The sequence below is a fragment of the Leptolyngbya sp. O-77 genome (genome assembly GCF_001548395.1).
Classification (GTDB): Bacteria; Cyanobacteriota; Cyanobacteriia; order Elainellales; family Elainellaceae; genus Thermoleptolyngbya.
This window is the reverse complement of the sequence record NZ_AP017367.1, coordinates 2,618,390-2,636,915: the sequence shown is the minus strand read 5'-3', so window position 1 is coordinate 2,636,915 and position 18,526 is coordinate 2,618,390. Positions and strand designations below refer to the sequence as shown.

The 18,526-nt window shown below is 54.3% G+C and carries 17 protein-coding genes; 11 read left to right on the top strand and 6 right to left on the bottom strand.

Going from position 1 to position 18,526, the window contains the following annotated elements; genetic code table 11:
• Nucleotides 1-389 precede the first annotated feature (389 nt).
• The 6 genes from O77CONTIG1_RS23510 (at nt 390) to O77CONTIG1_RS11165 (ending at nt 6,204) form a co-directional block, all read left to right on the top strand.
• Nucleotides 390-1,979 (top strand): low-complexity tail membrane protein, encoded by a 1,590-nt coding sequence (locus O77CONTIG1_RS23510; protein ID WP_084782528.1) that lies wholly within the window; start codon nt 390-392, stop codon nt 1,977-1,979.
• Between the two features lie 299 nt (nt 1,980-2,278).
• Entirely contained in the window at nt 2,279-2,533 is a 255-nt protein-coding gene (locus O77CONTIG1_RS11185) for a hypothetical protein (protein WP_068510610.1), read from the top strand.
• Between the two features lie 446 nt (nt 2,534-2,979).
• Nucleotides 2,980-3,741: a MinD/ParA family protein gene (locus O77CONTIG1_RS11180; RefSeq protein WP_068510608.1), complete on the top strand. Its 762-nt coding sequence runs from the start codon at nt 2,980-2,982 to the stop codon at nt 3,739-3,741.
• 166 nt (nt 3,742-3,907) lie between these two features.
• Nucleotides 3,908-4,942 (top strand): glutaminase A, encoded by a 1,035-nt coding sequence (gene glsA / locus O77CONTIG1_RS11175; RefSeq protein WP_068510607.1) that lies wholly within the window; start codon nt 3,908-3,910, stop codon nt 4,940-4,942.
• 171 nt (nt 4,943-5,113) lie between these two features.
• A complete protein-coding gene (locus O77CONTIG1_RS11170) occupies nt 5,114-5,905 on the top strand; it encodes a YdcF family protein (RefSeq protein ID WP_068510605.1) in 792 nt (263 codons plus the stop codon).
• 8 nt (nt 5,906-5,913) lie between these two features.
• On the top strand, nt 5,914-6,204 hold the full coding sequence (locus O77CONTIG1_RS11165; RefSeq protein ID WP_197673368.1) for a hypothetical protein: 291 nt from the start codon (nt 5,914-5,916) through the stop codon (nt 6,202-6,204).
• Here the strand turns inward: O77CONTIG1_RS11165 and O77CONTIG1_RS11160 are convergent.
• Both O77CONTIG1_RS11160 and O77CONTIG1_RS11155 read right to left on the bottom strand, forming a co-directional pair.
• Complete coding sequence (locus O77CONTIG1_RS11160; RefSeq protein WP_068510603.1) at nt 6,197-6,421, bottom strand: ferredoxin-thioredoxin reductase variable chain; 225 nt, start codon at nt 6,419-6,421, stop codon at nt 6,197-6,199. The two genes, O77CONTIG1_RS11165 and O77CONTIG1_RS11160, sit on opposite strands and share 8 nt — an antisense overlap.
• 123 nt (nt 6,422-6,544) lie before the next feature.
• Nucleotides 6,545-8,554, bottom strand: a complete 2,010-nt coding sequence (locus O77CONTIG1_RS11155) for a PP2C family protein-serine/threonine phosphatase (protein ID WP_084782525.1) — start codon at nt 8,552-8,554, stop codon at nt 6,545-6,547.
• A 617-nt stretch (nt 8,555-9,171) separates the two neighbouring features.
• On the opposite strand from O77CONTIG1_RS11155, the gene O77CONTIG1_RS11150 reads away from it, so the two are divergent.
• The 4 genes from O77CONTIG1_RS11150 to O77CONTIG1_RS11135 all read left to right on the top strand — a co-directional run bounded on the left by O77CONTIG1_RS11150 (nt 9,172) and on the right by O77CONTIG1_RS11135 (nt 12,970).
• Nucleotides 9,172-9,603: an NfeD family protein gene (locus O77CONTIG1_RS11150; protein WP_068510600.1), complete on the top strand. Its 432-nt coding sequence runs from the start codon at nt 9,172-9,174 to the stop codon at nt 9,601-9,603.
• Between the two features lie 129 nt (nt 9,604-9,732).
• Nucleotides 9,733-10,686 carry an SPFH domain-containing protein gene (locus O77CONTIG1_RS11145; RefSeq protein ID WP_068510598.1) on the top strand — a complete coding sequence of 318 codons (954 nt, stop codon included), beginning with the start codon at nt 9,733-9,735 and terminating at the stop codon, nt 10,684-10,686.
• A gap of 119 nt (nt 10,687-10,805) precedes the next feature.
• Nucleotides 10,806-12,194: an ATP-binding protein gene (locus O77CONTIG1_RS11140; protein WP_286132658.1), complete on the top strand. Its 1,389-nt coding sequence runs from the start codon at nt 10,806-10,808 to the stop codon at nt 12,192-12,194.
• A 143-nt stretch (nt 12,195-12,337) separates the two neighbouring features.
• Complete coding sequence (locus tag O77CONTIG1_RS11135) at nt 12,338-12,970, top strand: Crp/Fnr family transcriptional regulator (RefSeq protein WP_068510594.1); 633 nt, start codon at nt 12,338-12,340, stop codon at nt 12,968-12,970.
• Between the two features lie 68 nt (nt 12,971-13,038).
• Here the strand turns inward: O77CONTIG1_RS11135 and O77CONTIG1_RS11130 are convergent, their stop codons facing one another.
• The 4 genes from O77CONTIG1_RS11130 to O77CONTIG1_RS11115 all read right to left on the bottom strand — a co-directional run bounded on the left by O77CONTIG1_RS11130 (nt 13,039) and on the right by O77CONTIG1_RS11115 (nt 17,480).
• Nucleotides 13,039-14,373, bottom strand: a complete 1,335-nt coding sequence (locus O77CONTIG1_RS11130; RefSeq protein WP_172799669.1) for a hypothetical protein — start codon at nt 14,371-14,373, stop codon at nt 13,039-13,041.
• Between the two features lie 616 nt (nt 14,374-14,989).
• Nucleotides 14,990-15,169: a hypothetical protein gene (locus tag O77CONTIG1_RS26110; protein ID WP_225894746.1), complete on the bottom strand. Its 180-nt coding sequence runs from the start codon at nt 15,167-15,169 to the stop codon at nt 14,990-14,992.
• 455 nt (nt 15,170-15,624) lie between these two features.
• Nucleotides 15,625-15,945, bottom strand: a complete 321-nt coding sequence (locus O77CONTIG1_RS24465) for a hypothetical protein (RefSeq protein ID WP_156435169.1) — start codon at nt 15,943-15,945, stop codon at nt 15,625-15,627.
• Between the two features lie 260 nt (nt 15,946-16,205).
• The gene (locus tag O77CONTIG1_RS11115; protein ID WP_068509997.1) at nt 16,206-17,480 is read right to left on the bottom strand and encodes an IS256 family transposase; all 1,275 of its coding nucleotides are present in this window, start codon (nt 17,478-17,480) and stop codon (nt 16,206-16,208) included.
• A 114-nt stretch (nt 17,481-17,594) separates the two neighbouring features.
• Between O77CONTIG1_RS11115 and O77CONTIG1_RS11110 the strand changes: the two genes are divergently transcribed.
• Nucleotides 17,595-18,518, top strand: coding sequence for a WD40 repeat domain-containing protein (locus tag O77CONTIG1_RS11110; protein ID WP_156435167.1), 924 nt, complete (start codon nt 17,595-17,597; stop codon nt 18,516-18,518).
• The last annotated feature ends 8 nt before the right edge of the window (nt 18,519-18,526 follow it).

Below are 18,526 nucleotides of genomic sequence, written 5' to 3'. Positions count from 1 at the left end.
CTGAAACAATGATCCTTCCGGCATTCCTAGCATTCCTCCTGAGTCAGGAGGTTAAGGGGGGATCAGGATGGGAGGCTGCGAGTGTGAAAGTCCTGCCCCAAGGCGATCGAGTCCCCGCCCTTTAGCTTACTGACCATGTTAAGGGATGTAAGCAGGATGTTGGGGTTTGAAACAGTCTGGGGCAATCCTCTGCATCTATCGCAGCATCGGCGCTGTGGTAAACCGTGGCTGGACGCGACCCGCCCCGGGGAGAGCGTTGTGCCATAGAAGCAGCGCGATCGCACGCGGGTTGGATTAGGATCACAAAAGTAGGTCAAGAAACGTAGCCCCAGGCTCTAATTTTTGCTGTAACACTCGCTGCTATCGCGGCGGATACTCTGGTAAGCCCTATGCGATCTTTCTGGTCTGATCCGTATCTCTGGGTTCATCTTGCAGGTCTGGCGGCAGTGCCCCTGCTGGCGGAGGTGTGCCTGGTCGGATTGGCGGTGGGCGATCCGTGGCTGCCCGTGTGGCTGGAGGTGCTGCTGGTGGGGGTGGTGGGCATTGCGCCCGTGCTGTGGATGCAGTGGAAGCGGCCGTTCTGCATTTTTAGCCTGACCCCACTGGCGCTGCGTCCCGATGCGCTGTCGGACGATCGGCGACGGATGCTGCATTTGTTCAAGGGAACTGAAGTGCAGGCGTTGGCGGGGTCGGCAGCGATCGCCCTGTTTCTCTTGCTCTGGCAACTGTTTCGCTTTGCGCCCGTGGCGACGGAAGCCGCCGCAACCCTGCCCCAAAACCGGGCGCTAGGCCTGCTCATTGCAGCCATCGCGTTTTTGCTGTGCAACCTGTTTGTGCAGGTGCCGCTGAGCGTGATTCGGGCGCTGCTGTCGAGCGATGAGGCGATCGCCCAGTTTGCTCCCTACACGCCCGCTGAGGTGGCGCAGTCCTTCACGATTCCCGGCTTTCGAGTCAAGCAAATTTTGCCCGATCTGGTTGCCGCTGCATCGCCCGTTCCACCTGCGATCAAGCGCGGTTCTCAAAGCAATCCCTACGGAAATCGCCCCCAGACCCCGCCGGATGCCCCACTAGCCACTGACGAGGCGCTAGACGAGTCGCCTTGGGACGAGGCCGAGCCTTCCGTGTCGAAACCTGTCACCCTAGAGCGTTCAGTCCCAGAACCCGCAACCCCAGAACCGCCGCTAGAAACCTCTACCGTCCCGCCTGAGCCATTTTCTGTAGATTCTCCAGAAGCATTCCAGCCTGAGGAATTCCAGCCTGCAGATGTGGATGCGGAGACGAGTTCAGACTTGCAACCTCCTGTGGAACCCTCGACAGACTCCGCAGGAGTGGCTTCAGAGACGGTCGTTTCAGAGACGGTCGTTTCAGAGACGGTCGTTTCAGAGACGGTCGTTTTGGAAGCGTCAGCAGACGGCTCAGCAGACGGCTCAGCAGACCATTCAGACAGGGACGAGGACGCGGCGGCTACAGCGGCTACATTGGATGGGGCGATCGCCCAGGCTCCTGAACCGGCCACCGGCGAAGCCACCATGCTGAACCTTGGACTGGATCGCAGCCTGGACAGTGGAGACGACGTTGGGGGCAGCATCGCGGCTGGGTTGGACGCTTCGGATTCGCCGGACTCGCCAGATGCCCCCCTGGAATTTATTGATGCCAGCGCAACCGAATCGACCTATGATTCCCCAGTACCCCAAACCCAGGAAATTGTGGATGCCAGTGCCCTTCTAGCGAATCAGCCAGCAGGTAAAACCACCGAGGGGGCGATCGCCCCTGAGCAAAATTCCCTGGAGGAACCCTCAGACCCCATCTCCGCAGACACGCTCGACTTAAACGTAGAAGCGCTAGTCGCAGAGGCCCTGGAAGCGGTAGATGCCGAGCTATTGCGTGAGCTACCCGATCCGCTGACCGATGTCAGCCTGACTGACGATGCAGCGTCCGAATTCGAGTCGCCAGAGCGTCCGCCCGCCGAGAACCCGTAAAGAAGCCGCAGGCTGCTGCAAGATTTGAGTAAAGACTTAAAATTTGGGCGGGTCGAGGCTTGATCCGGCACAGCGACCGTGCTTCAAAGCACAACTCGCCCCAAAGAGTACGCTATGGTGAGAAAAGGAACAGGTTTAAGCCTGAACCCTTGTGCTGCTTTTGGATGCGTTTGCATGGCAGCCTACCCAGCTTTCTCTCTCTAGCTTTGTATCTTTGAGATTAAGTCTCTTGACGGTTCGCTGTGTTCTGCTCGGTTGATTGATTGCTGATCTAACGTTTGAGGCATTACTGAGATCCTATGACCAGCTCATCCACACCTTCCAACTCGCTGCCAAATCATTCAGTCTCAAATGACGAAACCATTTGGGAAAGCCTAAAGCAGGCGATCGCCTCTAGCTCCGGCTTCCAGCGCTGGCAACTTGAGCGCAGCGGCGAACATTTAGCGGCTGAAACCGCAGCGGACGACCCAGCAGCAGGCGAACTCAGCACCCTACCCCTAGACCAGCGTGTTCGCCGCTACCTGCGAGAAACGCTGGAAACGCTTGCCTACTAATTTCCCTCAGGCAAACTTCTCAGCAGGCTTATAGAGCGGATAAAAATAGGTGCATAAAATAGGTGCATAAAACTTAAAAAGCGCCAAGTACCACATCTGGCCTTGGCGCTTATTGCTATTGATAGCAATAGTTTATGGTTAAGGTCTTTATTTGGCTGACCTCATTTGAACTTGAATTAATCCTGCCAGGAATTCAGAGCGATCCCCGTATTTGTTAATTATTTCTTTGGAATTTGTGTCCTGTTTTACTAAATGGCATAAAGGGCATAAAGGGCAACAAACTCAGTCAAGACCCGTGAAAAACGGTAAAAGGATTGATATTCTTAGCTAAAACAGGGCTGAAACAAAAGAAAAAATCTGAAATTAAAGCATATTTGTATGGAACGATACACCTTGTTTGACAGGACTTTTATCTACTGAGAGTTGTATGCTTTCACAAGCCTCCAATGCCTAAAGTCGTCTCAATCCACTCCTATCGGGGTGGTACTGGTAAATCCAACTTCACGGCGAATCTGGCAGCCGCGCTGGCGACGCAGGGGAACCGAGTGGGTGTGGTAGATACCGACGTACCCTCTCCGGGCATTCACAACATCTTCAGCCTGGAACCCGACGCTATGACGAGGACACTCAACAGCTACCTCTGGGGAGAAGCGCCCATTGAGGAAGCTGCCTACGACGTAAGCGCCAACGCAGGGTTGTTTGGCGAAGGGAAGGTGCTGCTGGTGCCCTCTAGCGTCAAAGCAGACGACATCGCCCGCATCCTTAAGGAAGGCTATGACGTGAAGCTACTCAATGACGGCTTCCGCACCCTGGTCAAAAACCTCCAACTCGACTATCTGTTTATCGACACACATCCGGGGCTGTCTAAGGAAACTTTTCTGTCGATCGCCATCTCCCATGTGCTGATTCTGCTGCTGCGCCCAGATAAGCAAGACTATCAGGGTACGGCGGTGGCTGTGGACGTGGCACGGCAGTTGCGCGTCCGCAAGATGCTGCTGGCGATTAACAAGGTGCATAGCCGCCTCAACTTTGAAGCGCTGAAGCGAAAGATCGAAGAAACCTACGATGCCCCGGTGGCGGGCATCTTTCCGTTGTCTGAAGATGTGGTGCAGCTTGCCAGCGAGGGCGTGTTTTGCATGAAGTTCCCAGATCATCCAGTCAGCCAGGAATTTCAGCGATTGGCGCAGCAGATCCGGGACACGGATTAGCGCGTAGATTCTGTGTTGCGGTAAATCCGCAAACCCTATCTAAATAGCGGATACCAGACGAATCGCCTCTATGTTCATTCTTCATTTAAGACTTGCCCCCTCATGTCCAGATTTGCCCCTAAGTTTGTTTAAGGTCACTGTTTGAGGCAACTATGTTGAGGCAACTATGGTGGATATCGGAGACTTGAAATCGCTGGCGAACTCGATTCAGGCTGTGGCATCGCCGTTTCGGGCTTATCTGAGCGATTTGCACGCAAAATACAAGCCTCTCAACACCGGAAAGGTTGCGGACTATATCCCAGAACTGACCCAGGCTAGACCGGAGTGGTTTGGCATCTGTGTCGTCACAACGGACGGGCGCGTGTTTGATGTGGGCGACTGCGACCAGGTGTTTACGATTCAGTCCATCTCCAAGGCGTTTGTCTATGGTCTGGCGCTGGAAGATCACGGCCGGGAGTATGTCAACAGCAAGGTGAGCGTGGAGCCGACGGGTGAGGCGTTTAATGCTATTGTGCTGGACGAAAAGACGAATCGACCCTATAACCCGATGGTGAATGCCGGGGCGATCGCCACCACTGACCTGATCAAAGGAAACAGCGCCACCGATCGGCTCAAGCGCATCCTGGATATGTTCCTGCGCTACACCGGGCGCAAAGAAATCGACATCAACGTGCCCGTGTTTTTGTCGGAAAAAGCAACCGGACACCGCAATCGGGCGATTTCCTACCTGATGCTGAACTTTGGCATGGTGACCGACCGCATTGATGAAACGCTTGATTTGTACTTTCAGCAGTGTTCCATCTTGGTGAGCGCTCGCGATCTGGCGATGATGTCGGCTACGCTGGCCAACGGCGGCGTGAACCCAATCACGGGCGATCGCGCGATCGATGAGCATTACGTGCAGGACGTGATCAGCGTCATGCTGACCTGCGGCATGTACGACTATTCCGGCGAGTGGGCCTATCGTGTGGGGATGCCTGCCAAGAGTGGGGTCGGCGGCGGCATCACTGCGGTCGTGCCCGGAAAGCTGGGCATTGGCACTTTCTCGCCTCTGCTCGACGAAAAGGGCAACAGCGTCCGGGGCATCAAGGCCTGTGAGGATCTGTCCCGCGATTTTGGGCTGCATTTATTTAACGTTGCCAAGGCAGAGCGCGACCTCTACGACTGGATCGAAAGTCGGGACGTTCCAGACGGTTGGTAATTCCGAACGGCTGGCAATTGAGGTTTAGCTATTTGATTTTGGATAGATCGCGGCTTGAGCAGCCAGGACAGGAGCAAGGGCATTAGAGTAGTGGGGGATGGTGTGATGGAGTTATAAAGTAACCCCTCGCCCTACCCCAACCCACCTGATTGTCCCAATCTCCAACTGCTCATGTTCCTGTTCCTCTCCAAACTCCTGCCGCTGTTTATTTACCCAGTTGGGCTGGCGTGTGTGCTGATGCTGGTGGCGCTGGCGACGCTGTGGAAGCGGCCGCGGCTGGCCGCAGTGTCTCTGGTGCTGGCGCTGGCTAGCCTGCTCTTGGGCAGCAACCTGCGGCTGTCCAACGCGCTGACACAATCCCTGGAGTGGCAGCATATTCCCGAAGGAGAGTTGCCGCGTGCTGGGGCGATCGTGGTGCTGGGGGGCAGCCTGAAGCCGCAGATTCCGCCGCGCCCGTCGATCGATGTGATGGAGCCGGGCGATCGCGTCTTGTATGGAGCCGAGCTATATCGCCAGGGCAAAGCGCCGTTGGTGATCATGAGCGGCGGGCGAATTTATTGGAAAGGCGGTGGTCCACCCGAATCGACCGACATGGCAAAGCTGGCACAGGATTTGGGTGTTCCCTCCTATGCCATTCTGGAAGACCAGACCTCGCTCAACACCTACGAAAACGCGGTAAATGTGAAAAAAATTCTGGAGGAGCGGGGCATTCAGCAGATCTTGCTGGTCACGTCTGCGATGCACATGCCGCGATCGCTCAAAATTTTCCAAAAGCTGGGCATTGACGCAATCCCTGCGCCCACCGACTTTTTTGTTAGCAACCAGGAACTCGAAGAAGTCGATAATTCCTGGCAGGCCACAATTCTCAACGTTATGCCTGATGCGGATCGCCTTCAGCAAACCACCCGTGCCCTGAAGGAATATATCGGGCTAGTGGTCTACCGACTGCGGGGGTGGCTGTAGGAGTGACCATGCCAGAACCGATCTTCTACCGCCGCATCCTGCCGCCGCCTGAAACCGAGGCGCAGGACATCCTGCAAAGCCACTATGCAGCCTACGAGTTCTATCGCGAGGTGCGCTATCGCGAGGCGTTTGAGCAGTATTGTCAGTGGTATGCCGAAACGGCTGCTGCAAATCAGCGGGATCTTGCCCAGATGCAGCGGGAGCTAAATTTCTTTGGATGGCTGAACCGACGGTCGGACAAGCCCAACCTCCCTGAGCCTGACCTAGAGGCTCCTAACTCAGGCTCGGATGCTAGCTGATGATTTCTAGCTCCGTTTCGCGCAGATGGGCTTTGAATTTTTTGGTGAACTGAACCAGGACTGGGAAGTTGGCGCTGATGGCTTTGCCCTGCCAAGTATTTGCCAGTCCGACAACTTCACCTTCCTGCCCTTTGAGGTCAAAGGGTTCGTTGCGATGTTCGGGATGGTGGTAAACAATGACTGATTCAGTCACCCGGACGCGATCGCCAGCCTTCATAGTGTTCCAAGGGTTCCAAAGAGTGTCTTATACAAAAGAGGCTGACTTATAACAAGCCAGCAATTTTTGAGAGGTGCTTAGCAAAACAGCATCTCTCATCATCTCACAGGATGATCCTTCAGCCTAAGGCTGGGGGTTGATGGAATCCATTGGGTCGCGGGTCGCAGGCTGATCGACCGGGGCGCTGGGCCAGAGGCGCGGCGTTTGGCGAGTGTGCATCTGCCGCCAGATTTGCACGCCTGCGGCTCCCAGCGTCAGCAGCGTGATGCCCAGCAGCAGCACCGTGATCCAGCGATCTCCCTTAGGACGCAGTTTTGCCGGAGTTGGCGCATCGAGGGTGTCGTCAAACAGCAGGGCCCGCGAAGCTTGAGATAGCTCCACATCGGCATCCGGGGCGGGCTGGGGCATGGCGGTGGCGATCGCCCGCTCCGTCATTGTCGGGTCGAACACCGTCGGGTCGAACAGTTTTGGAGCCTGCGCCGTCACGCGGCAGCGCATTACCACCACCGAGGCGTTGTCATGGCCATTGCGCTGGTTGGCGTGGTCTAGCCAGGTTTGCACAGCCTGTTGGGGCGTAAGCTGGTCGTTGAACATTTGCTGCGTGACCGCTGTCCCCAGGGTTTCGACCCAGCCGTGATCGCTGAGGCCGTCGGTACACAGCAGCAGCACGCCGTCTTCGTCAATTATGAAGCGCTGCACCGTGGGATAGAGGCGATCGCCCTCGTGAATTCCCAATGCCTGCGTCAGAGCGCCTGCGTTGGGATGCTTTCGCGCTTCAGCAGCGGTCTTGTGAGTCAGGCGTACCTCCCGCCCAGCCAGGTCATCGTCTAGCGTAAGCAACTGGCAGCGCTCCGGCGTAATCCAGTAGGCGCGGCTATCGCCCACATTGAGCAGATAAAGCTCCTGGGCGGTGCCACCGTTGATCCGCTGGGGCAGATGCAGGGCCAGGGTGAGGGTCGTGCCCATGCGCTGGCGCGACTGGCGCTGCTGGCTGTCGTTTTGGCTGGCAATGAGGTTGTTTACCACGCGGGCGATCGCCTCTAGCTGCTGCATCACCACGTCTGGCGACAGCACGGTGGTTTCCTCTGCCACTTCATACAGCAGCGCCCGCAGTTGCATGACGAGCGATCGCACGGCCATTTGGCTGGCGACCTCGCCGCCCGCGTGCCCACCAATGCCGTCGCAGACGATGCCCAGCCCAGAGAGCAAGTCGGGCGGACTCTGGAGCCAGGTGAGGCTAGTTTCTGCCGACTGCTGAGCAGGCGGATAGCAGGCATCTTCATTGTGGGCCCGCTGAGGGCCCGCCGTCGTGCCACCGGCCACCGCCAGCTTCAGCGTTAGTTGGGTCGATTGTTGCAGTAGCAGGTCGTTAAGCTGGAGGGCGATCGCCCGCAGTCCCTCTGGCGTGTCGGCAATGGGCTGCTGCATTTGCTCACAGAGCGATCGCACGGAGTCTGCCACCTGGATTTGCATGGTTCCCAGCCAGCCCAGCCAGCACGCCGCCAGATCCGCCAGGGACGGCTGCCCCCCCAGATGCAGCCGATCGGGAATTAGCTCCCGCAGACGCACCCGCCAGCCCTCCACCCGCAAGTTGTCTGGCATCAGCAGGCTGGCCGCCACGCCATAGTCGCGCAGCGGAGCCCACAGGTCGAGAATTTGCCACAGCCAGTAGACCTGACGAGTCGGAGACGCAGCCGCAAAACTAGGGGCGATCGCCGGAAGCAGTTTTCCCGCCGCATCTACGGGCACGTTCTCTAGCAGCATCAGCCGTTGCCCCCCATGCCAGCCAAAGCCAAACAGCACAGGCAGGTGCAGCCGATGGGGAAACAGGTGGAAATAGGGTAGCGCCTCCTCGGGCCAGGGCTGCGGCAGGTCGGGCGCAGCGGCGGGCTGCGTATCTAGCCACACCCTCGGCGACACGGCTCGATAGCGTCCCGACGGAGACACATGGGCCGGATTCACCCCCTCGCTCTGCCCGACAACCCAGAGATAGCGATAGGTAAGCGGTTGTCCGCATTGTTCACACAGCGATTGATCCGCAGGATTGTCGTGTTGACAATCTGCCTGGGCACACTGGATTCGGGTACACAGCAGCGCCGCCGGACGACGCGAAGGAGGTGAAGAGGAGATCATAAGCGTGATAGAGGCGTTCGACGCTGAGCTAATTAACAGGGTCTATCAGACTGGGCGACGGATTTTGAATGCCTTGCCCGTCGGGCACGATCCTTTAAATTCCTGACCAATCGTTAAGCCATCATTCAAATCTTCTGATTTTGGAACGGGGTCGTTCAAGATGGAATAAGTCAGGATAGAAGGGGAGTGAAAGGCATCTCAGCAAGCCCGGCTAGGGCAGCCCTTAACTAGCCAAAGATAGCGCCAATTCCAGAAAACGCGACAATTCCGATCGAATGTTGCAAGCGTGGCTGAATTCAAGTGGCTAGATTCAAGCGGCTGGGTTCAAACATGCAGACGCTCAAACCCGCAAACCAATCCCCCAATCCGAGCGCGTCCCAGGGTTTGTGCAGACGTTACCCAGATTTCAAGTAGAACTGGCTGAAACATCGCCACCCGCAGTCTGAACCCAGCGGCTTGTTCAACGGCCGTCCATATAGCCCTCTGCTCCTCGAAATATAGTCCTCTTCGTCCACAGAGTCTTTTCGTCCGCAGCGTCTTGCTGAAACGTCTCTCGACCAAGCGTTCTCCTGGCTTTCTCCTTGTATCGTTTGTCCCTCTCTCTCGGATAACGGCTGATGACCATGAGTCCTAGCGTGATTTGGCTAATTGCAGGCATTGTCCTCTGCATGATGGAGATCGTCCTGCCGACCGCGTTCGTGGAATTTGTGATGGGAATCAGTGCGCTGATTGTTGCCTTTGTGGCGCTGTCGGTGCCGCAGGTTAGCCTTCAGGTAATTCTCTGGCTGGTGCTGTCGGTGCTGCTGGTGGTGCTGTCGCGCCGATTCATCCCGCAGCGGCGATCGCGCTTGATCGAAGATTCCCACGAAGCGCGGACGCTGACCTCGATTCCTCCTGGCGAAACGGGGCGGGTGATCTACGAAGGCAACTCCTGGCAGGCCCGGTGTGAGGACGAAAATTTGGCGATCGCCGCTGATCAAAAGGTGGTGGTGGTAGAACGTCAGGGCACCACGCTAATCGTGCTGCCAGAGCATATGGTGCGTCGTTGAGGGTAAGTCGCTTGAGGATAAATCGCCGAGGATGAGTCGCTGCGGGTAAGTCGCTGCGGGTAAGTCGCGGATTAGTTGCGCTTGCATATTGGATTCATTGGATTCACATTTGGATTTTGGAGGTTTTGCATGGAAGGTTTTTTCACCGCTCTGATTGCGCTGGTGTTGGGTACGGCCGGGCTGTCTAGCTCTGTCAAGATTGTGAACCAGGGGAACGAAGCTCTGGTCGAACGCCTCGGCAGCTACAACAAAAAGCTAAAGCCCGGTTTGAACTTTATCCTGCCCTTTGCCGATCGCGTTGCGTTTCAGGAAACGATTCGGGAAAAGGTGCTGGACATTCCGCCCCAGCCGTCGATTACCAAAGACAACGTAGCAATCACAGTGGATGCGGTGGTCTATTGGCGGATTGTGGACATGGAAAAGGCCTATTACAAGGTGCAAAATCTCCAGGCGGCGATGGTGAACCTAGTGCTGACCCAGATTCGCGCCGAGATGGGCAAGCTGGAGCTAGATGAAACCTTTACTGCGCGATCGCAGATTAATGAAATCCTGCTGCGAGAGCTAGACACCGCCACCGACCCCTGGGGCGTGAAGGTGACTCGCGTGGAACTGCGAGACATCGTGCCCTCAAAGGCAGTGCAAGAGTCGATGGAGCTGCAAATGTCCGCTGAGCGACGCAAGCGGGCGGCGATTTTGACCTCTGAGGGCGATCGCGAAGCGGCGGTAAACTCGGCCCGAGGCAAGGCCGACGCGCAGGTTCTCGAAGCCGAGGCAAACCAGAAAGCCGTCGTGCTGCGAGCCGAAGCCGACCAAAAAGCGGCCGTGCTAAAGGCCCAGGCCGAGCGCCAGGCCGCCGTGCTAAAGGCTCAGGCCACCGCCGAAGCCATCAACATCGTCACCCAGGCCTTAAAAAGTGACCCCCGCGCAATGGAGGCAGGTCAGGTTCTGCTGGCGCTGGGCTACCTTGATATGGGCAATACCATTGGCAAGAGCGACAGCAGCAAGGTGATGTTTATGGACCCCAAGAGCATCCCCGCCGCGCTGCAAGGCATGTTGTCGATGGTGGACGAGAAAGAGGGTTAGGGATTCAGGGTGTGGGGGTTCCCGCTGTGTTCTTTCTGAATTTGTTCAGTCTAAGATACAGGCTAAATGCAGACTGAATGCAAACGAGTCGGGCTGACCTCCGCCCCCCGTCCCGAACTTTGTTTCCTCAACCGCGCGATCGCCGAATGGATGCCCAGGTTTTAAAGCAAATTCACCTCCTCCAGCAGCAAGCCGCTTCCCTGTTGGTTTATCAATCGGTGCTGCGGCAAGCGCCAGGGCAGGCGTTGCTGCGGCTGTTGACCGCACTGGGGCGATCGCCCGCTGACCGGGTAGACCTCCTGAGGGCCTATGGCGACTGGTTCTATACGCTGGCGACTCGTCAGCAAAGCTGGCAATCGCACCTGCTCGACCAGATCTTGCTAGACGAGAATCCCTTTACCCAGGCGGCCCAGCGAACCGACCTGAACGCCCTGCCGCAACCCCTGGTGGCCGCCGCCGCTGCCGACCTGCGATCGCTCCAGGCCCTCTATACCACCTGCACGGGCGATCGCCTGGGGCAATGGCTGGCGATCGCCGCTGGGCTGTCGCTGCCGCCGGTGGGCTGGAGCGCAGCAGACGATCTGCCAACAGCACCAGCACACCTGCAAACTCCCCTGCAAACCCAACGGCTTCGCGCCCAGTTTCAAGCCGCCGCCGATTGGGCCGGGCTATTGCCCGATCTGGCGCAACACTACCGCCGCGCGGGCGTGGGCGACTATGCCCGCTATCGTGCCTTTCGCTGGCAAGGTGGTCGGCTAGAGGGGATTGCCCATCCCGACCCAATTTCTCTCGATGCGCTGGTGGGCTATGAGCGGCAAAAACAGACGCTTTTGCAAAATACTGAGGCGCTGCTGGCGGGCGCTCCGGCGCTGAATGTGCTGCTCTATGGCAGTCGAGGTACGGGCAAGTCGTCGCTGGTGAAGGCGCTGCTGAATCAGTATGGCGATCGCGGCTTGCGACTCATCGAAGTCAGCAAAGCGGAGCTGGCGGGACTGCCCGACATTTTGCCGCTGCTGCGTGAGGTGCCGCAGGCGTTTATCCTCTTCGTGGATGACCTGTCCTTTGAAGAAGACGACGAAGCCTTCAAGGCGCTGAAGGTCGTGCTAGAGGGCAGCGTAGTCGCGCGATCGCCCAATGTCGTGGTCTACGCCACCTCCAACCGTCGTCACCTGATTCGTGAATTTTTTGGCGATCGCCCCCACCCCAGTGATGCCGACGAAATCCACAGTTGGGACACGGTGCAAGAAAAGCTGTCCTTTGGCGATCGCTTTGGGCTGACGCTCACCTTTGAACCTGCTGACCAGGACACCTACTTGGACATCGTGCGTTATCTCGCCCGCCAAAATGACCTCCCGCTCGACCCCAAGACGCTGGAATTTCAGGCCCTACAGTGGGCAACCCAGCAAAACGGGCGATCAGGCCGCACCGCCCGCCAGTTCGTCGATTGGGTTCGGAGTGCCAACTCGCCATCTGCCAATCCGCCCCTTCCAGACCGGTTGGATAGATAAACCCATGAATTCTTACGTAAAATTGCAAATGATTGCGTATCCGTGAGTATACGGGATCTTAACCTCCTCTAAACCAGAGAATTACCCTGTCTTTAGGTGCAGATCCTAGATTGAGAGGGCACGCTCACACAAGGGAGTTCAATATGCTTCAGTCATTCGCCCTAGAAGTTCCCAGCCAGTCAGACTTGCGCTTGTTGTTGGAGAAACTTTATCAGGGCAGAAGCTTGCAGTCCTTTCGTGCAGGGCAAGACATCCCGCTCACGCCCCATGAAGTCTGGGTGGTTTGCCGGGGCGTGGTGCAACTAGGTACGTTTTATGACACAGGCGACGAGGCGCTGCTGGGACTGGCTTCCGCTTCAATGCCATTCGGTCTACCGCTGACGCTGATTCGTCCCTATCACGCCACTGCGCTGTCGGACGTAGACTTGATGCGCCTCACCTGGTCGGAGGTGGAACAGTCGCCCATGCTGGCGCAGGGCATTTTTCAACACATGGCGCGGCGGCTGCGGCAAACGGAAGCCGTGCTGGCGATGGTGGGCTATCGCCGGGTGGAAGATCGGCTGCGGCATTTGCTGGTGCTGCTGAAGCGGGAAGTGGGGCAGCCCGCTCCAGAGGGAACTCGCCTGAGCGTGCGCCTGACTCACCAGCAGCTTGCCAACGCCATCGGCACAACTCGCGTTACGGTCACGCGCCTGATCAGCCAACTGCGCGAAGAAGGCTGGCTCTTGATCGATCGCGATCGCCACATCGTCTTGCTGCCCTACGCGAATGTGTAACGGTTAGGATCTGAGCGTGACAACTTCACGAGCTTATTCTGCGTGACTTTTCTGCCCTGCCTCTAGGTTCATAATGTCCATCGGAAGGTAGTGCCAACTTGACCTGTTTCAGCGGCCATGATTTGCGCTGCATCAGGCGTAAATTTCAAAGAGAATGAGCTAGTTAGCTGATCAATCGTGCCTTCTCGTAAAAGCGTTGAGGCATCTTCCTCCAATATCTCCAGCAGATCTCCCTGGCGATTCCAAACCCGAATCTGGCTATCTCCAGTAGCATTTATCTTCTTCTCACCTAGGGTTGCAATTTGAGTACCGTTAGGGCTAATGGCGATCGCATGAATTTGTCCCTCATGTGCTTTCACGGTCACAATTTGATTACTTCCAAACTCCCAGAATCGCAGTATCCCTGCTGAGCTACCTGTAATTACTTCACCCTGATTGCCCAGACAAATCGACGAAACGACTTCTTCAGGGTTTAGAGTCCAGTGATCGAACTCCGCTTTCAACTGACCTTGCAAATCCCATAGCTTCATCATCCCTGAGCCTGCTGCCAAAACAGAGCGACCATCCGGACTAAATTGAGCAATGTGGAATTCTTGCTGATCTTGTTTAAGTGTTTGCTGGAGGCTCCCTTTTAGATCAAAAATTTGGACAGCACCATCAATCACTGCCAGAAGTTTTTGACTATCCGAACTAAACTGCATATATCCATGCTGCAATCCTTCAAATGATGCTAGTTGAACGGCTTGAAGGTTGAGCAATCTTCCTACGATAACCTGATTTCCCTGTTGATGAGAAGGGATAATATCAGGATATTCAATTGTTAAAATATAGTTCCCGTCTGGACTAACTTGAAGACTTTGTACTGGTGCTTGATGCCCCTCAAAGCTGGCGATTGGGTTGAGCTGATTATCCCAAATCCGAGTGGTGCGATCGCTGCCACTTGTAATTATTTTCGAGCCATCAGGACTAAATTTCACCGGGCCCACAAGCCACGGTAGCTCTTGGTTTACCAGTCGATTGCCCTCAGAGTCTAAGACAGTCACAGTGCTTTGCTCTTGCAATCCGTTCTGAGTAAGGCGATTGGCAATTTTCACAATGCGATCGCCCCCAGAGCTAACGGTACCAGCCGGAGTCAGCAAAACAGCATTATGATTAAGCTCAACGTGATTAGGTTCACGATCCACAGCTTGCAGCACGTTATTGGGAGATACACTTCCATCAACGTGAATAACTGAATGGGTCGAAGGATAAGCTAAAGGCTTCGATGGAAGGTTTATTTTCTCAATAGACCCAGGTGGCTGGTGGACGCACGCGATTAATGACAAAGTAGCCACAAATGCTGCAATACTATAAAACTTTCGCCTTGATTTTTGAATCAGTGAAACGAGACGGGTGACTAACATCACAACGGCTCCTGTAGGTAGAATTGTGAACCCTAAATCTAGCACGCTCTTCTCTAGCTTGGTGCTCCTTGAGTAAGCGTGATGTGGCGTTTTCAAAGCTAGAGAGACTGACAAATATTTGCAAAACCCTTCCCTCTTCAGATCAAAAGGCACCTCTCTATAGAAAACCACATAGAAAACCACGCTGTACATAAGTTAACTTGGTTCACATGAGTTAACTTAGTTCACATAAAAGGGTCGGCTGTTGTGGAGTTGTACCACCGGATGATTGAACATTCGCACCGGGCGATCGCCGGATGGATAGGGTTGCAAGCATAAGTCATCAGGACAATTGACGAGGGCGATCGCATCCAGTACAATCGTCCATCAAGCTGTGAATGACCCCCAAGTCAGCACGGCTTACCTTTCCCCCGAAATTTTGGTCGTTTAGTCATCCACGGCATTGGCAGGTGCTACCAACACCCACCAACGCCTGACCCCTCGACAGCTACAGCCTGTCTCAGGGCTGCGTCCATTGTAGGCCGCCCTGTCCCAGCGCTTCACCTCCGGGGGCGGCCAACATTTCGGGGTTTCCTACCCCACTTGTTTCCAGGAGGAAACCCCAAATGCTAACAATTCAATACACCTGGTCGTCCCCACGCTCGGAGGCGACCCAGTTTTCGCTGCCCCCGCTCACCTGCGAACTGCCCACCGTCGCCGCCTGCGCCACTACATCATCGGCCTGCCCGAAGACGCGCAACTGGCGATCGACCGGCTGCACCTGCTCCGCTACGCCGAACGCTTCGAGTGGACGCACGCCTTGGAATTTCCGCCCAACGGCATCGTCCTCAACGCCGAGCAACCTGGCGAAGTGCTGCGCTGCCTGCACCGTGAAGTCCGGAGCAACTCTGGCGCGAATGAGTAAGAACAGATAAGGGCGATTTTGGGTTTTGGATTTTGGCGGCCGAGTCTGTCAATCCAAAATCCAAACTCCCCAATCGAAAATTTCAAACAGGGCAACTGCGCCTAACGCTGCATCGCGCCTATTCATCAGCCCCACTTATCTGAAGCCTTTGTAAAGCCATCTGCCTAATTCCCAGAATCAGGGGTATTATACAGACAATCGTCTGCCTATCTACCCAGTTTGGGATCTTAGACAGATCTCAATCAGCCTATCTACCCAATTTGGGATCTTAGATAGACGGATTTCAGCCTAATTCCCCTCCTGGGGGTAGATAGGCAGACCGGATCAGTCTAATTACTAGTTAGCCCTCAGCGTTCTGGTTCTGTCAGCTTGTCGGTGGGTAGGCGATTCGCCCCCCACTTGCAGAGGCTCGGTTCTTCGAGATCTGGGTCAAATCGAACACTCCCAAACACTTTCGAGTAAGTTGCAAACTTTAAGTCGCGGTAGATTTGGGTCAGCAGTTCGAGGTTCCAAAAGGTATCCGGGGGGCGATCGCCCAAATATGTCGGTACTGAGAGAAACGGGCGATCGCCCAGAGGTGTTGGTGTTGGGAGATGAAGGGCGATCGCGAAGGCTAACACCTCGCTGCAACGGACGGAACAGAGATCCTGGCTGAGTCCGAGAGCCACTGAACGCCGTTGAGCTACACCGTTAGCCCTTAGTGTTTCGATAGAAATAGGTTGGCGTTTAAAGTTGGATTAACCTCACAAAATTCTGAATTCTCAACAAGATAGGAGAGGAGATGCAAGTGAGAAATTTGAAATGGGTAGCTACAGTCTTCATTTTGGGGGCTATTACTTTGACAGCAAGCAAATTAGGTGCAAGTACTTCCGAAGTGACAGTACAAGCACCATCAGAGTTATTGTCAAATCTGGTGTATGAAGAAGAATTAAGCAGCGTCCTGGCGAGCGGCTGAATCGTCTTTTTGATCTGCACGAATCCCATCTTTAAACTTCACTCCTTCAATCACCTCCCCTAGTCGCTTAAACCCTCGAATCTTAAGCCAGCGTTTTTGAGCACTCTGTACCAACTTGAACACCAACGACAAAATACTGTCTTGTGAAACACAACCTCGTGTTTTATCCGTTCTCAAACGCACCGTTGCAAAGGTCGATTCAATGGGATTGGTCGTGCGAATATGCACCCAATGTTCAGCCGGAAAATCATAGAATGCCAACAGCGCATCACGGTCTTTAGACAAGCACTCGACCGCTTTGGGATACTTGACATCATAGGTTTTGATAAATCGCTCAAATGCTGTCTGTGCATCGGCTTTGGTTTCTGCCATGTAGATCTCATGCAAGGCAGATTTGGCTTTCGGTTGCTGACTCTTCGGCAAGTTGTTGAGCACATTGGCAGTTTTATGCACCCAGCACCGTTGCACACGAGTGGTGGGAAAGACTTGCGCTAGCGCTTTCCAAAACCCTAATGCTCCATCGCCAATTGCCAACTCTGGAGCTTCTTTCAGCCCTTGGTCTTGCAGCCGTAACAACAACGGCTTCCAACTCAATTCAGATTCTCGAAATCCTGCTTCCAACCCCAGCAGTTCCTTGGTTCCGGTATCGGTGACACCGATGATAACCAGAATGCACTGGCGGTCATCCTCGTTGCGGATATTGAAGTAGATGCCATCTGCCCAAATGTAAACGTAGCGTTTACCGATCAGGGAGCGTTTCTGCCACTGTTGATGCTCCTCTATCCATTGCGTTTTCAGTCGGCTAATCGTACTGGACGACAAACCTTTTGCCTGGGCTCCTAGCAACGATGCCAACGCTTCTGCAAAATCCCCCGTTGAGACGCCTTTGAGATATAGCCAAGGCAGTACTTCCTCGACACTCTGGGAACGCTTGAGATACGGGGGCAACAACGATGAGTTGAACTTGATACCGCTGCCACTGCGGTCGCGCACCTTCGGCACTTGAATTTCAACTTCCCCAACCCCTGTCATAATTGTTCGCTCTGGTAAGTAGCCGTTGCGAACGATCGCCTGTCGTCCCTGGTCGTCTTTAAGGGACTGGTACTGGGCGAGAAACTCTTTCAACTCTGCTTCAACAGCTTGAGCAATGATTTGGCGAGCACCCTGGCGTACTAGTTCACTCAAGGCATCGCTGAAAAATGCGGCTGTTTCTGACGGTTGAAATGCAATAACATTATCCTTACTCATGGTGTATCCTCGTCTGGTCTTTTTCCTTATCCAGCAGGATACGCCGTTTCTTCTCCTTTAGGCATACACCACAAATAAACATAGCTCGCACCATCATCTCAATCCGTAATCCAGTTGATCAAAAATGCTCTAGGACAATCTAAAACTGAAACCAATTCAACGTGTCCATTAAACTCAGAGTTTGGTGGTTTCAAATCAATAGCTATTAGCCCAGATGGTGAAAGTTTAACAGCCATCTTTTCTACTGATACTGGCAGGAGAATAAGGCATTGGAGCTTATCAACTGGTGAAGAAATTGCTTTCCCTTTCATGATAGCTCCAGAAATTTCTGAGTCTCCTAACAGTTTTCCACAGTATTTCTTCCTTGAAAAAACTACATTTACATCAGATAGCAGTACCTTAATTGGTGTTTATTATGACATTGTTTACAGCGAAGCTGTAGTCAAACTGTGGGATTCAACAACTGGAGAGGAAATCCAAAAATCATATGTTGATTTTGATCCTAATGATGAAGCTATAGGAACTGTTGAAATCAGTATAAACCCGGATAGTAGTATTCTTACTTGGATTGGGAGAAATACCGATACAGATATTGTTAGTATCACTTTGTGGGATATCCAGACTGGTAAAACAACTCACGCCTACAGTTTAAATTCTCTAAGTAGAGACATCGCTGTTGCCTCTATCAGTTCGAGTAATTCATCTCTTATTATTGCGAAATTTGATGGCACTGTAGATCTGCTAGACCTTACCACAGGTAGAACAATTCAGAGTTCAACGATTGGTTATGTGCTAGAGGTTGTTGCTCTTCATTCAGATGGTAAAACCTTATTTGGTGTGGATCACAATAACGATACAATTGGAATTTGGGACACAATAACGGCAGAACTTATTGGTGTCTTAGAGGGGCACGTTTCCCCAATAGACTTTCTGGCTTTTCATCTGAATAGCGCTATTTTGCTCAGCGGATCAAGAGATGGAATGATTAAACTTTGGGAGCCTCCTGGTAGAGAAATACGCACTATCTGTGCAATATAATGCTTGGG